Source organism: Streptomyces sp. WAC06614 (genome assembly GCF_003949795.1).
Lineage (GTDB): Bacteria > Actinomycetota > Actinomycetes > Streptomycetales > Streptomycetaceae > Streptomyces.
Genome location: NZ_RPRY01000193.1, coordinates 1 through 13,581, shown reverse-complemented (window position 1 = coordinate 13,581; position 13,581 = coordinate 1). Strand labels below are relative to the sequence as shown.

The 13,581-nt window shown below is 74.7% G+C and carries 9 protein-coding genes and 1 pseudogene; 3 read left to right on the top strand and 7 right to left on the bottom strand.

Translation table 11 applies throughout. The annotated features are described in order from the left end of the window. Positions 1 to 111: 111 nt before the first annotated feature. The 5 genes and pseudogenes from EF918_RS23345 to EF918_RS23325 form a co-directional block, all read right to left on the bottom strand. Positions 112 to 495, bottom strand: a pseudogene (locus EF918_RS23345) (hypothetical protein); the annotation flags it as partial. Positions 496 to 524: 29 nt separating this feature from the next. Continuing rightward, positions 525 to 971 carry a roadblock/LC7 domain-containing protein gene (locus tag EF918_RS23340; protein ID WP_260610546.1) on the bottom strand — a complete coding sequence of 149 codons (447 nt, stop codon included), beginning with the start codon at positions 969 to 971 and terminating at the stop codon, positions 525 to 527. Positions 972 to 1,029: 58 nt separating this feature from the next. Continuing rightward, complete coding sequence (locus EF918_RS23335) at positions 1,030 to 1,836, bottom strand: MarR family transcriptional regulator (protein ID WP_125650083.1); 807 nt, start codon at positions 1,834 to 1,836, stop codon at positions 1,030 to 1,032. Between the two features lie 256 nt (positions 1,837 to 2,092). Then, positions 2,093 to 3,097 (bottom strand): DUF4344 domain-containing metallopeptidase, encoded by a 1,005-nt coding sequence (locus EF918_RS23330; protein WP_260610545.1) that lies wholly within the window; start codon positions 3,095 to 3,097, stop codon positions 2,093 to 2,095. Between the two features lie 233 nt (positions 3,098 to 3,330). Continuing rightward, positions 3,331 to 4,575, bottom strand: a complete 1,245-nt coding sequence (locus tag EF918_RS23325; RefSeq protein ID WP_125650079.1) for a saccharopine dehydrogenase family protein — start codon at positions 4,573 to 4,575, stop codon at positions 3,331 to 3,333. 164 nt (positions 4,576 to 4,739) lie between these two features. Between EF918_RS23325 and EF918_RS23320 the strand changes: the two genes are divergently transcribed. The 3 genes from EF918_RS23320 to EF918_RS23310 all read left to right on the top strand — a co-directional run bounded on the left by EF918_RS23320 (position 4,740) and on the right by EF918_RS23310 (position 10,220). Then, positions 4,740 to 5,489 carry a TetR/AcrR family transcriptional regulator gene (locus EF918_RS23320; RefSeq protein WP_125650085.1) on the top strand — a complete coding sequence of 250 codons (750 nt, stop codon included), beginning with the start codon at positions 4,740 to 4,742 and terminating at the stop codon, positions 5,487 to 5,489. Positions 5,490 to 5,827: 338 nt separating this feature from the next. Further along, positions 5,828 to 6,493, top strand: coding sequence for a hypothetical protein (locus EF918_RS23315; protein ID WP_125650077.1), 666 nt, complete (start codon positions 5,828 to 5,830; stop codon positions 6,491 to 6,493). 94 nt (positions 6,494 to 6,587) lie between these two features. Continuing rightward, positions 6,588 to 10,220 (top strand): WD40 repeat domain-containing serine/threonine-protein kinase, encoded by a 3,633-nt coding sequence (locus EF918_RS23310; RefSeq protein ID WP_125650075.1) that lies wholly within the window; start codon positions 6,588 to 6,590, stop codon positions 10,218 to 10,220. A gap of 21 nt (positions 10,221 to 10,241) precedes the next feature. On the opposite strand, the gene EF918_RS23305 is transcribed toward EF918_RS23310, so the two are convergent. Both EF918_RS23305 and EF918_RS23300 read right to left on the bottom strand, forming a co-directional pair. Then, positions 10,242 to 11,681 (bottom strand): extracellular solute-binding protein, encoded by a 1,440-nt coding sequence (locus tag EF918_RS23305; protein WP_125650073.1) that lies wholly within the window; start codon positions 11,679 to 11,681, stop codon positions 10,242 to 10,244. Beyond that, positions 11,678 to 13,581 (bottom strand): VWA domain-containing protein (locus tag EF918_RS23300; RefSeq protein ID WP_221889743.1); only part of this gene is annotated, 1,904 nt, incomplete at its 5' end. The genes EF918_RS23300 and EF918_RS23305, both read right to left, overlap by 4 nt.

Below are 13,581 nucleotides of genomic sequence, written 5' to 3'. Positions count from 1 at the left end.
GGCCTCCGTGGACGGCCTCCTGATCACGGCGGAGACCGACGACACCGCGGAGCCCGAAAGCCTGGCCGCCCTCACCGCGGCCACCCTCAACATCGCCCGCAGGGCCGGCCACATGACCCGGCGGGCCTGGGCGAAGAGCATGCCCACGTTCACCGACTTGCGGCACACGACCACGGCCACGACCTCGTCGTCGCTGTCCACCCTGAGGAAGAGGTGCGCGAGGTTGTCGCTGTTGACCAGGATCTCCTGGAAGTAGTGCTGGTCGCTGACGATCCCGCGGCGTTCCTTGAAGATCCCTTCGATCATCTGCACGTTGCGGCCCTGGAAGAGGTCGAGGGTGGCCGCGGCCAGCATGTCGAGCACCTCCGGCGGATGGGAGTCCACCGTCTCCACCGACAGCAGCATCCCCGTGGACATGTCGATGACTCCCGCGGCCACACAGTCCGGTACCTCGACGCGCAGCGCCTTCACCACGCTCGCGACCCGCTCCGCCATGGTCTGCGGACCCCGCATTTCCGACCCGTTCATCGTGCCGCCCCTCCGCTTGCGTCGGTCCGCCCCGCCGATCCGGCCGCCGGGGCCGCCGCGTCGGCGACCGGTGCGGTGAGCAGGGTGGTGATGCGCTGCGCCGAGGCCTGTGCCTCGGTGTGCAGGCGGGCGACGTCCAGGCCCGCGTCGCCGAGGACCCCGATCAGTGCCATCTCGCCGAGGGTGTGGGTGACGAGGTAGCCGTCGGTGAACCGGGACACGGTGTGCTGGAGTCCGCCCCGCCGGGTCATGTGGCCGGCCCTGCGGGCGATGTTGAGGGTGGCCGCGGTGAGGGCGGCCAGGCTTTCGGGCTCCGCGGTGTCGTCGGTCTCCGCCGTGATCAGGAGGCCGTCCACGGAGGCCACCACGATGTCGGTGACGCCGACGACGCGGTCCCTCAGTGTCCTCACCTCTGCTTCCAGCTGGGCTTTCCTGGTGGTCACTGGTCTCCTGTCGTGTTCGTTCGGTGCATGGGTTCCGGGCGGCGCCCCGTAGGGGGCGCTAGAGGCCTGCCGCGGGCCTGAGCGGCAGGACGTCGGTGATGCCGCTGGCTCCCGGCAGGCGGCGCGGCAGGCCGCCCTCCGGTGGGGCGGGGCGGACGGGGCGGGCGGGGGCGTCCTGGGGCCGGGCCGGTGCCACGGCGTCGAGCAGCCCCTCCTCCAGCAGCCGGGAGACCTCCACCGCTACGGCGTACAGGCTCCGGCCGAGGAGGAAGGCGATGTCCCGGGCGCTGCGCCGGCCGTTGGCCCGGAGCAGGATCTCGCGGCGCTCGCCGGGGGCCGTGGTGTCGAGGGACGCCGTTCCGGCGTCGGTCCGGCCGAGCCGGGTGCGGAAGGGCGAGAAGGGGCGGCGGCGGGAGGCGAGGGCCCTGATGCGCCGTTCGGCCTCCCGGACCAGCCATTCGGGTTCTATGGCCTGGAGGGCCGTCAGGCGGCCGTCGGGGGTTTCCCGTTCCAGGCGGAATCCGTCGATGCGGCCCATTCCGACGGCCAGGGCGCCGTCGAGTGCGGCCGCCACGCATATCAGCTGTAATTCCGCCGCGCCGACCCATGCGCGGGCGACGAGTTCCCCGGCGACGGGGCGGCGTTCCGTGGCGCAGAATCTCGTCACGGAGGCCCAGTCCGCGTCGCCGACGCGTCCGGACCGCAGGAGGAGGGTCTCCGCGCCGGGGGCGCCCGGTGAGACCACTTCGACGATCGCACCGTCCCTGAAATGGAACGATCCACCGGGATCCCCGGCCACCAGCAGGGTTCCGGAGATCCGGTCCAGTGGCGCCGTGGACAAGGTCCTGGCGAGTTCCAGCCCCATCACCCGTGAGGGTTTCCGGAGGGCCGGTCCATCGATTTCTGGCATTCCCCTGCAATCGGCCGCGCTTTTTCGTGGATTCCCCCGCGGCCGATTCCTCGCATACCACTGCACCGTGTGCTTCGCGTCAGCCCGGGAAGTGATGGTCAGCCTAAAGGGTTATCCACCTACCGGCGGCTCGTCGCTCATTTATTCGCGACAACTGCACGGTCATGACGTCTTTCTTCGCTTTGGTTTCGTGGTTGGCTGATGCATCGGGTCACTGGGCGCGGCGGTACGCGTCGAGCTTGTCGGCGAACGCCTTCGTCTCCCGGACCAGCCGGTCGTACGCCGCACGCTGGGCGGCATCGCCTTGGGCGCGGAAGCCCGGGCTGAAGTGGGGTGCGAGCTGGGTCCACCAGCCGTGGTCCAGCATCGCCCAGGCCTGGGGGCACAGGGGGGCGCGGCTCTTGGGCAGGTAGCCCGTGCCGACCAGCGGTTGCTCGAACGTCTTCGGGTCGCTGCCTTCCAGGTAGCACAGGAAGTGGAAGACCCGCTGCTGGGTGACGGGGTGGTCGCTGGAGAAGCCCTCCAGCGTCAGGGCGCCTTCCTTGCGGGCCAGTTCGTCGAAGAGCATCGCCGCCGCGAGGGAGGGGGCCGGGCCGCCCTCGTTGACGGTGTGGAACGAGGCGAAGCCGTCGGCGGCGTCCTCCTCCAGGCCCAGGTTGGGGAGGGTGAGCTGGCGCTGGAGGGCGTGGCCGAGTTCGTGGCCGAGGACGAACCGGGTCGACAAGGCGGTCATCCGGTCGGCGGTGAAGTCGGCCGCGGGGATCAGGGCGGGGCGCCTGGTCGTCCTGACCACGTCGCCGGAGACGTCCTGGATCCGGGTCAGGAAGGAGGGCGGCAGGTAGATCGTCCTGCCGTCGGGCTGGGTGACCGCGTCCGTGACCCCCGGCGGGACCTTGCCGGTGACCTTCACGGTCAGGTCGTGCGGGAGGGCGAGGGACCGGTCGACCCATGCGGCGGCCTCCTCCAGGACGCGGGAGCGGCGCACGACGGCCACCGCGTGCCGGTCCTCCGGGGCGACCGTGTCGTCCTCGTAGACGACGGTGACCCGGCCCCGCGTGGCGCTCGGCTCGCCGCTGCCGCCCCCGGCGCCGCCACGGGCGCGCGGGCCCGCGCCGCACGCGGTGGCCGTCAGCAGGACGGCCACGAGGACCGCCGCCGCGGCGAGGGTCCGCCGCGCGGTCCTGGGCGCGCTGCTGCTCGGCACGGTCGGGCTCACCCGCCGGCCGTGCGGGCCGGGACGGTGGCGGCCGGGTGTCCGGGCCCGGGGCTCACGTCGTTCGGCCGGCGGGGTCGGGCCATCGGGGTTCCTCCTCGGGCGGCGTACGACCGGCCGTCGGTACGACGGCCGGCCCGGCCCAGCCGACCACGCACGGGCGCGGTCGGCTCCCCGGCGTGATCCGTCCGGGCGCGCGGACGGCCCGGACGGATCACGAGGTGCGCGCGAACGGGTCACCGGGACGCGGCCGTCGGAGTCTGCTCCCGCAGGCCCCACGGCGAGCCGTACGCGGTCAGCAGGTCGAGGAAGGGGCGTGGCGGCAGGGCCTCCGGGCCCAGGACGCCCGCGCCCTTCCACAGTCCGGTGGCGAGCAGTTCGAGGGCGACGACCGGGTTGACCGCGGTCTGCCACACCACGGCCTGGGATCCGTACTCCCGCATCGACCACTGGTTGTCCACCACGTGGTAGAGGTAGACCTCGCGCGGGCGGCCGTCCTGGGTGCCCTTGACCCAGGTGCCCGCGCAGGTCTTTCCGGTCATCCGCTCCCCCAGCGTGGCGGGGTCCGGCAGGCAGGCGGCGACGACGTCGCGCGGGGAGACCCGGGCCGGTGCGCCGTCCGCGCCGCGGACGGTCACGGGTTCCGTCGCGTCCAGGCCGAGTGCGTGCAGGGTCCTGAGCTTGCCGATGAAGTCCTCCCCCAGCCCGTACTTGAAGGTGACCCGCCGGGCCTCCACCCAGCGCGGGACGAGGAGGACCTCCTCGTGCTCGACGTTGACGCAGGCGACCGGGCCGATGCCCGCCGGGAAGTCGAACACCTCCGGCTCGCTGAACGGTGCGGTGGTGAACCAGCCGCGGTCGCGCTCGTAGACCACCGGCGGGTTCAGGCACTCCTCGATGGTCGTCCAGATGTTGAACGACGGGGCGAAGTCGTGGCCATCGACGGTCAGGTTCGCCCCGTCGCGGATGCCGATCTCCTCGATCTCGTCGAACAGTTCGTCGGCCGCGTAGCGGGCGAAGACGTCCGAGAGTCCCGGCTCCACGCCCATCCCGACCAGCGCCAGCCGGCCCGCCCGCTCCCACTCCCCGGCCCGGGCGAACTGCTCGTCGCCGAGCTTGACCCCGCACTGCGCGTACGGCTGCTCGGGGTGCGGCCGGGACAGCGACATCGCCATGTCCATGTAGTGGCTGTCGGCGGCCAGGGCGGCGCGGAACAGCGGCATGACGAAGCGCGGGTCCGTGGCGTTCAGCAGGACGTCGCAGCGCTCGGCGCGCAGCAGCGCGGTGACCGCGGCCTCGTCCGAGGCGTCGATCCGGCACGCGGCGAACCGCCCCGCCGCGTCGCCCAGCGAGGCCACGGCCGCCTCGGCGCGGGCGAGGTCGTAGTCGGCGACCACGAAGTGGTCGAAGAAGGGGCGGCGGGCCGCGATCCGGGTGATCGCGGTACCGACGCCGCCGGCGCCCACAAGCAGAACACGCATGACGAAGCCCTCTCTCGGTGAGGCCGGCGGGGAGACCGCGCCTCTCTCGGGAGGGGATGAAAGCCGGGGAGGGGAGATAAGGTCAATGGTGTTGGCATAAGCGCGGGCCGGTCGAGAGCCCGGTGGACAGCCGCGTGTCGGGCGTGGCGAAGGGCGGTCGGACGGTGGCCAAGGACGTGGTTCCCGAGGAGGCGCGCCGGCGGCGGCGCCCCACGCGGCAGGGCACCGTCCTGTCGGAGCGGCTCATCGTGGAGACCGCGCTGCGGATGCTGCGGGAGCACGGCAGCGCCGGGCTCTCCGCCCGGCGGCTCGGTGCCGCCCTCGGCGCGGACCCGAGCACCCTCTACCGGTACTTCGACGGCATGGACGGTCTCACCCTGGCCATCGGCGAGGAGCTGATCGGCCAGGCCCTCGACGGCTGGGCGGCCACCGGTCTGTGGCGCCGTGACCTGCGGGAACTCGGTCTGCGGATCCACCGCGCCTATCTCGCCCATCCGCAGGCCGCCGTGCTGACCGCCGGGCGCGTCACCGGCCGGCCCCGGGAGATCGCCGCCGACGAGGCCGTCCTGGGGATCCTGCGCACGGCCGGCTTCCCCGATCCGGAAGCCGTGCTGATCTTCCAGGCGTTCATCGACCAGAGCCTGGCCTTCGCCGCGCTGGACGCGGGCGCCCTCGCCCTGACGGAGGCGTCCCGGGCCTCGGACGAGCGCCAGTGGGAGTCCACGTACGCGCGGCTGCCGGCGTCGGACTTCCCGCACATCGCGGCCACGGCGCGGCTGCTCGCGGCCCGGATGAACCACAGCGCGTACCCGGTCGCCCTGGACATGCTGCTCGCCAGCGCCGAGCACCGGCTCCAGGCCCTGCACGCCGGCCGTGAGGGCGACAGCGGCAAGGGCGGCGACACCAGTTCGTGACGTCCTCCGGCCCGGCCGGCGTCGGCGTGCGGGAGGCCGGGGCGCGGCGCACGCCGGGAGAGCGGTCCTCCCGCGGTGGGCCGTGAGGTCGGGGCGAGGTCAACCGGTGGTGCACGCCCCGGTTCGACGCCTACGCCGCCGCGATGATCACCCTGGCGGGCTTCGGCCTGATCGGCCTGGTCACGGCCGCGTTCCTGCCGAAATCCGCCGGCTGAGCACCGGCGGCCGGCGGCGGCCGCCGGACGGGCCGGGGCCGGCCCGGTCGTACGGGAACCGGGCGGTGCCCGGGCACGTCACAGGGGCGCCCGTTGCTCAGTGGAAGAGGGGATCCAGCAACCATGCGCCGTACCGCCGTCACGTTCGCCGGCCTTGCCGCCACCGCCGCGCTCCTCAGCGGCTGCGGGGGCACGACCGGGTCCGCCCCGGCGGCCCCGCCGCCCCTGCCGGCCGAGACGGCCGCCGCGTGCCCCGGCGGCGCGCCCGTCGATCCCGCGGCCACCGCCGCCCCGCCCACCACCGTCGACGGGACCCCCGCGAACACCCCCGAGGCCGCACGGCTGTCGCAGGCCGTCGGGGCACAGGGCCGGGGCGCCTTCGCGGACGTCTACGCCACGCACGTCACCGACCGGCCCGCAGGCCGGGTGGCCGTGTGCGTCACCGACCTCGCCCGGGGGCGGCTGCTGCTGGAGGCCGCCCACCGGGCCGACCCCTCCGCCGATCCGGGGCGCGCGGACCTCTACCTGAGCCGCTGCACCCGGCGGGCGCTCGACGCCGCCGTGGCCCGGCTCACCGCCGACCAGGGCCGGCCGGCGTTCCCGCTCTACAGCTTCGCCCCGGCGGGGGACGCCTCCGGCGTCGTCGTGACGAGCACCGCCGACGGCGCCGCCTCGAAGGAGCTCAAGGCCCGGCTGGAGCAGATCACCGGCGGCGTCCCGGTCACGGTCGAGCGGGGCGACCCGGCCGCCGCGATGACCGCCACCTCGGCGGCAGGAGCGGGCGGGTGACGCCGCCCGGCACCTGAACCGAGTGGTCCCCCTCCTGGCCGGCCGTTACGATCCTCTGGCGCATCGCCGTTCCAACCGGGGGGAGTTGGGGACTTTGGGTGCACCGTTGTCGCCGGAGGATCCGGAGCGGATCGCCGGGTACTGGCTGGCGTCACGGCTCGGCGTCGGGGGGCAGGGGGTCGTCTACGAGGCGTACGACGGGCAGGGGACGCGCGTCGCGCTCAAGGTGCTGCACCGGACGGCCGATCCGTTCGTCCACGAACGGTTCGGCCGCGAGGCGGAGGCGGCCCGGCGGGTCGCCCCGTTCTGCACCGCCAGGATCCTCGACGTGTCCACCGACGCGGACGTGCCGTACCTGGTCAGCGAGTTCGTGCCCGGCCCGACCCTCGCCGCCCGGGTGCGGGCCGAAGGCCCGTTCTCGGAGGACCCGCTGCTGCGGCTGGCCGCCGGGGTCGCGACCGCTCTCGCCGCGATCCACCGCGCCGACGTGGTCCATCGGGACCTCAAGCCCGGCAACGTGCTGCTGGGCCCGGACGGCCCCCGCATCATCGACTTCGGCATCGCCCGGGCACCGGACATGTCGCGCACCGCGACCGGCGCGATCATGGGCACGTACGGCTACATGGCCCCCGAGATCCTCTCCGGGAAGCGCGCCACCGCCGCGTCCGACATCTTCGCATGGGGCGCCGTGGTGCTGTTCGCCGCCACCGGCGAGGAGCCCTTCCGCGGGGAGAACATCGCCGAGGCCGCCCACCGGGTCGCCACCGTGGACCCTGACCTCGGCGCACTGCCCGTCTCCGTGCGCCCGCTCGTCGCCACCGCCCTGGCCAAGGAACCCGCCCTGCGGCCCTCGGCCCGGGAGCTGCTGCTCGCGCTGGTGGGCGAGGGCGGCCGGGACGGCGAGGGCGGCCGGGACGGCGCGCGCGGCGAGGGTGAGGCGGCGCTGCTGGCGGACGGTGCTCGCCACGCCGGGCCGGCCACGCCCCCGGCGGCGACGGAGGTCGTCGCTCCGCTCGGTGAGCGCGCCGAGTCGGCGTTCGCCGCACTGCCGGCCGAGGCGCAGGTCGCCGCCCACGAAGCCATGCTCCGCCTGGTCGTCCCCGGCCCCGCCGCGGACGGTACGCACGACAGCGTGCGCAGCTGCACGGCCGCCGAACTGTTCACCGGCCGCCCGGACCGCGAACAGCGGGCCATGGCGGCCGCCACCGAGGCTCTGGTCGCGGCCGGCGCGCTGGTGGTCGACGCGGACAGCACCGTCCGCCCGGTCAGCAGCGCACTCCTGCCGGCCTGGCGGCGGCTGGCCGCCTGGGTGGCCGCCGACCGCGCCGGGATCGCGGTGCGGCTGCGGCTGACCGAGGCGGCCCTGGTCTGGGAGGCGCACGGCCGCCGCGGGGAGGACCTCCCACGGGGCACGGAGCTGAGCCGCACCCTGGAGCGGCTGCCGACCGTCCCGTACCAGCTCCGTCCCAACCCGCTGGAGCTGGCCTGCCTGGACGCGGCCCGGGCCGCCGCCCGCCGGACCGTCCGCCGGCGTCGCCAGCTCGTGTCGGGGCTGGCGGGCGTCACCGTGCTGGCGGTCCTCGCGGGCCTGGCGGCCTGGTACCAGAACGGCGAGGTGGAGCGCCGGGAGGCGGAGGCGACGGCCCGGCGGGTGGCCCAGGCGGCCGAGAGCCTGCGGGGCACCGAGCCGGAGACCGCCCGGCTGCTGGGCCTGGCGGCCTGGCGCATCGCCGGGGTGCCCGAGGCCCGTGCAGCGCTCAACGGCTCCTCGGTGCAGCGGGCGACGGAGACCCTCCAGTTGCCGCGGATCGACAGCGGGACGGCTGCCGGCGTGCAGCTCACGGACGGCGGACAGGGCCTGCTGATCCACACCCCGAACGAGTCCACCTTCACGGACCTCGGTGGGCAGGCTGCCCCCCGGACCCCGCGCAAGCTCCCCGGCAACGTGCACTGGGGCGAGGGCCGGCCTCCGGCCGTCAGCCCCGACGGCCGGTACCTCCTGGTCCTGCCCGATGCCCAGCAGGGGCAGGTGGTGGAGACCACCACCGGGACCCCCCTCGGCCCGGCCTTCGCCCTGCCGGTGGAGAGCCGGGACGGCCTGCGCCTGACCAACCTCGGTCAGGTCGTGCGGCAGGTCGCCCCGGCCGTGTTCCGCGTGCGGGACCCGCAACGCGGGGGCGCCGAGGTGGAAGTGCCGGGAGAGCTGTCACCGGACGGCAGCTACGTGGTGAGCTGCGACCGGAGCAAGGGCACCGTCGTCGTGACGGCGTACCCGCCCACGGGCGGCGATTCGCTCCTCACCCATCCCGAACGCTCCTGCGAGCGCACGACCGTGTTCAGCCCTGACGGCGGCAGGTTCGCCCGCGTCGAGCACGACGGGTCCGGCACGATCGCCGACACGTTCGGGGCGGCCAAGGTCTGGACGGTGCACAACCCGGTGTTCAGCCCCACCTTCCCCGACCTCGGCCTCGGCGACTTCCGGTTCAGCTCGCGGGGCGGTTACGTGTTCGGCTGGTCCGGCAACGGCGAGGTGGAGATCTGGGAGACGGAGGGCGGGAACCATCTGGTGACCCTGCCCGGGACCGTCAAGTCGAACGCCTGGTCCCGCGGTCCCTACCTGGGCATGGCCCTCGACGAGGACAGCAGGAGCCTCGTCCTCCTCGGGTCCGACGGCGCCACCGTCCGGCGCATCGACCTGGCGGGGGTCGTCGGTCTGCCCAAGCCCGACCGCAACCTCGTGGCGGCCGCCGCCTCCGCCGACGGCACGACCGCCGTGGTGCGCGAGGGCTACACGGACATCCAGCAGCGCGTGGTGGACGTCAGGACGGGCAAGACCCTGCACACGGTGGCCCAGCGCTGGCGCGAGGCTTCCACCCGGCACATCTTCAACGCCCTGAGCGACGACGGGAAGGTCCTGGCCTTCACCGACTACACCCCCGACGGGAAGCAGTTCGTCGTGGTGCACGACCTGGAACACGGGCGGGAGCTCCACCGTTTCGAGCCCGTCGACGAGACCGTGCGCCGGCTGGTCGTCTCCGCCGACGGCCGGTACGTCAGCGCGTTCGGCATCGAGAGCGGCGTGCGCGACGGTGACGGCGGCACCCTCCAGGTGTGGGACGTCCGGGCGGGCAAGGAGCTCCGGCGCATCGACGACGTCTTCGGCTACGGGCGGTTCAGCCCCGACAGCGCCCTCTTCGCGACCACCACCGGCACCGTCATCGACCTGCGGACCGGCACCCGGCGCGACGGCGTCTGGGGCGGCGCCGCGACCGGGCTCGCCTTCTCGCCGGACAGCCGGCTGCTCGCGGTGGTCCGCGACAACGGTTCGGTCGAGCTGTGGGACGGCACGGCCCGGAGCCGGCTCTCCCACCTCCCCGGCAGTGCGCCGCGGGACACGGCGCGTCAGGTCGACTTCGCCGACGACCCGGTCTTCTCCCAGGACGGCCGGCTGCTGGCGGCCGTCACCAGCGGTGAGCGGATCCAGCTCTGGGACACCGATGCGCGGCTGGCCCTCGGCGGGCCGCTCGAGACCAGCGGCCGCAAGGTCGACGCGCTGTCCTTCGGCGGGGACGGCGTCCTGCGGGTGCTCAGCGGCGCCGACACCGCGGCCCTCGACCTGGTGCCGGACCGGGTCGCCGCGGCCGTCTGCAAGCGGGCCGGGCGTGACATCACCCGCGAGGAGTGGCGTACGTACATCCCGGACGTGCCCTACCGGAAGCTGTGCTGAGCCCCCTGGGCGCCCGTCGGCTCAGTGCGGGGACAGCGCGCCCCTCAGCCGTGCGTCCAGGTCCCGGGCCAGTTCCTCCTTGGAGGGCGGCGGGTCGGCGCGAAGCCGGGCGAGTTCGGCCGTGAAGGTCTGGGTGAACGCCCCGTAGAGGGGGGTGCGGGGCCGTTGGACGGCGTTCTCCAGGGCCGGCAGCAGGACGTCGCGCGCGTACTCGGGGCGGCCGGAGCGGTCCCTCGGCATCCGGTCGGTGCGTTCGGCCGTCGCGGAGCCCGAGGGCTGGCCGGCCGGCCTGGCCGCCTCGCACCTCAGGGCGTCCTCCGTGTACGCGGAGCGCCGGGTCGCCGCGAAGCCCGCGTCGAGCAGGCAGCGTTCGCTCTGCCGGCCGGTGAGGAACTCGATCAGGTCGAGGGCGGCGTTGCGCCGCTTCGACCCGGCGGCCACCGCCAGGTTCTGCCCGCCGAGGACCGCCTTGCCGGGCAGCGGCGCCACACCGAGCTCCTGCCCGGACAGCGACTGGTGCAGCGTGCGGTAGGCGTACGGCCAGTGGCGCAGGAAGGCGGTACGGCCGCCCGCGAAGTCGGTGAGGGTGTCCGCCTCGTCGGACTGCGCGGCGTCCGGCAGGGTGTACGCGGCCTGCGTACGGCTGCGCAGTTCCTCCAGGCCCCTCTCCAGCTGGGGCACGGTACCGGCGTAGCGGCCGTCGGCGTCGGTGAGGGCGAAGCCGTCGGTGGCGGAGGCGAACGCCTCCACGCCGTTGACGGTCAGGCCCTCGTACGAGGCGTCGAGCTGCGCGGTCCAGCCCTTCTGGTAGGTCTCGGGCAGCTTCCGGTTGCGGCTGGCGTCGTCGACGGTCTCCATCAGCTTCTGCAGGGCGGGCCAGGTGAGGCCCTTGCCCGGGTCGGTCTGGGTGAGGCCGGCCTTGCTCAGGTAGTCGCGCCGGTAGAAGAGCAGGCCGACGTCGCTGTTGAACGGCACCGCGTAGACCTGGTCGCGCCAGCGGGCGGTGGCGGCGACAGGGCCGATCACGTCGTTGTCGACGAGGTGGCCGGGCAGCGACTGGACCAGGCCGGCCGCCGCGAACTCCGGTACCCAGGTCACGTCGAGGTTGACCACGTCGTAGTCGGCGCTGCCGGACTGGAGCGCGCCGAGGAGCTGGCTGCGCTGCTGGTCCGCCGAACCGGGCAGCTCCACCAGCCGGGCCCGGAAGCCGGTGCCCTTGCTCTCCTGGGCGTCGTTCCAGCGGTCGATCAGCTGTTGGCGGATGCCGCCCTTGCCGGTGACGTCCCGGCCGCTGGCCAGCACGATGTCGCCGGGGGCGTCCGCCGCGGCCGGCTGCTGCGGGCCGCCGGAGGCGTCGGGTCCGCCGCCGGTGCAGGCCGTGGCGGCGAGCAGCGGCAGGACCAGGGCCGCCACGACGAGGGCGGCGCGGCGCGAGGTGCGCCGGCGGGCGGACCGGCTCATTCCTGGTCCCCCGTGCCGGTCCGGGCGACCTCGTCCCGCAACCGGGCCACCAGGTCGCCCTTGGTGTCCAGGCAGCGTCCGCCGCTCGCCTCGGACACGGCCGCGTCCGGCTTGCCCGGGTCGCAACCGCCGCTGTCCAGGGACGCCATGACCACCGGAATCCTCTCCTGCCGGGTCTGGAGCGACTGCACCAGGTCGCGCAGCCGGTTCCCTTCGGTCAGCCGGTTGTTGTCCTCGTCGTCGGTGAGGTAGACGATCAGCTGCGGGCGCTGGTCGTCGGCGCCGCGCCGGGCCATGTCGTCCAGGGCGGCGGTCAGCGCCAGGTACGGGTCCGCTTCCACGTCCCTGACCCGGGCCGCGCTCGTCACGGTCCGCTGGGCGTCCTCGCGCTGGTGCCGGCCGAACCCGAGCACCTCGCTGGTGGGTCCCCGGGCGGGCTCCGTGGCCACCGCCCAGACGCCGTACTCGTCCTGTGCGCCGAGGCCGGCCAGGGCCTGCCCGATGATGCCGGGGGCGCCGCCGGGCCCTTCCCAGAAGCCGCCCATGGAGCCCGACGAGTCCAGCAGGAAGAGCACCCGTCCCGGCCCGTTGGCCTCCCGGTAGCCCTTGAGCGCGGTGGTCATCGCGGGGGCGTTCGCGGCGGCGGGCAGGCGCGCGGGCAGGCGCAGGGCTCCGAACTTGCCGAAGTTCACGCCGCCGGCCGCGCCCTCGTCGGGGGCGAGGGGCTGGTGCTGGCCGGCGGGACTGCGGAAGCCGTCCTCCGCGAACGCGGCGAGCCCCTTCCCGGCGGTGGCGGCCTGGTCCGCGGTCTTCCTGCCGGTCAGCCACTCGTGGAAGCGCCGTACGGCGTCGTCGCGCGGTTTGGCGTCCAGGTCGGCGTCCTGCCAGCGCACCCGTACGAAGGTGGGGTCGAGCCCGGGTACGTCGTCGGGGTACGCCGCCGTCCTCGCGGCCCGGGTCGCGCTGTCGCAGCCGACCCCGGTCCTGAGCAGGAACTCCGGTACGAGCACGGCGGTGCGTTCGTCGGCCGCCTTGTCGTCGGGCACGGTGCACAGCAGGTCCGCCGCGGTGCGGGAGGGCGGGCCGCTCTGGGCCACGGTGCGCTCGGCCTCGGCCGGGGTCTGCCGGCCGGTGCCGTACAGGCCGACGGTCGCGAGGAGACCGGCGTCGGTGTGTTCCGGGTCGGTGCGGCGCACCTCGGCGCCGGGGGCGCGCCGGCCCAGCGCCGCGGTCAGGGCGGCCAGGGCGCCGACGCGCTCGTCGGTGGCCTCGGCCGCCACCCGCTGCGGGACGGCGAGCACGACCGGGGAGTACGCGAAGGGCACCTGGTCGGCCTGCAGCTCGACGTAGGTGCGCTCGGCCGTGTGCGTGCGTGCCCGGGCGATGCTCGCCGACGACGCCGGGATCCAGATGTCGGGCTGGGGGCCGATGTCGCGCTGGGGGTTCTCGTCCCCGCGCACCGGCCGCTGCCACGGGTCGGACTGCCGGGCGAAGGCGGCGACGGCCAGGGCGGAGCCGGCGCTGTAGACGGTGATGCCGCTGCGTCGGCAGCCGTCGTCGGCCCGGTTCTCGGCCGAGGTGAGATAGGCCTTGGCCGCCTTGCGGACGGTGGGCTCGAGGTCGGGGTCGGTGAGCAGTCTGAGTTCCACCGGGGGCTTGCACAGGTGCGGCGGTTCGTCGCCGAGGAGGGTGAGCGAGGCCGTGGTCAGTCCGGCGACGACGACGGGCACCCCGACGGCGGCGACCAGCCTGCGGCCCCTGACCGTACGCCCCATCCGGCCGAAGCCGCCGAGTCTTCCGCGACGGCCGGTACCCGCCGCCGGGCGGCCGGGGGTCACGGGCGGCGCCACGGGCGGTGTGACGGGCGGCGGGTACCGGCCGTCGCGGAAGACTCGGCGGC

Bases quoted from the DNA above. Each gene is read 5' to 3' on its own strand.
- EF918_RS23335 (WP_125650083.1), bottom strand. From the start codon at position 1,836: ATGGGGCTGGAACTCGCCAGGACCTTGTCCACGGCGCCACTGGACCGG.
- EF918_RS23325 (WP_125650079.1), bottom strand. From the start codon at position 4,575: ATGCGTGTTCTGCTTGTGGGCGCCGGCGGCGTCGGTACCGCGATCACC.
- EF918_RS23315 (WP_125650077.1), top strand. From the start codon at position 5,828: ATGCGCCGTACCGCCGTCACGTTCGCCGGCCTTGCCGCCACCGCCGCG.
- EF918_RS23305 (WP_125650073.1), bottom strand. From the start codon at position 11,681: ATGAGCCGGTCCGCCCGCCGGCGCACCTCGCGCCGCGCCGCCCTCGTC.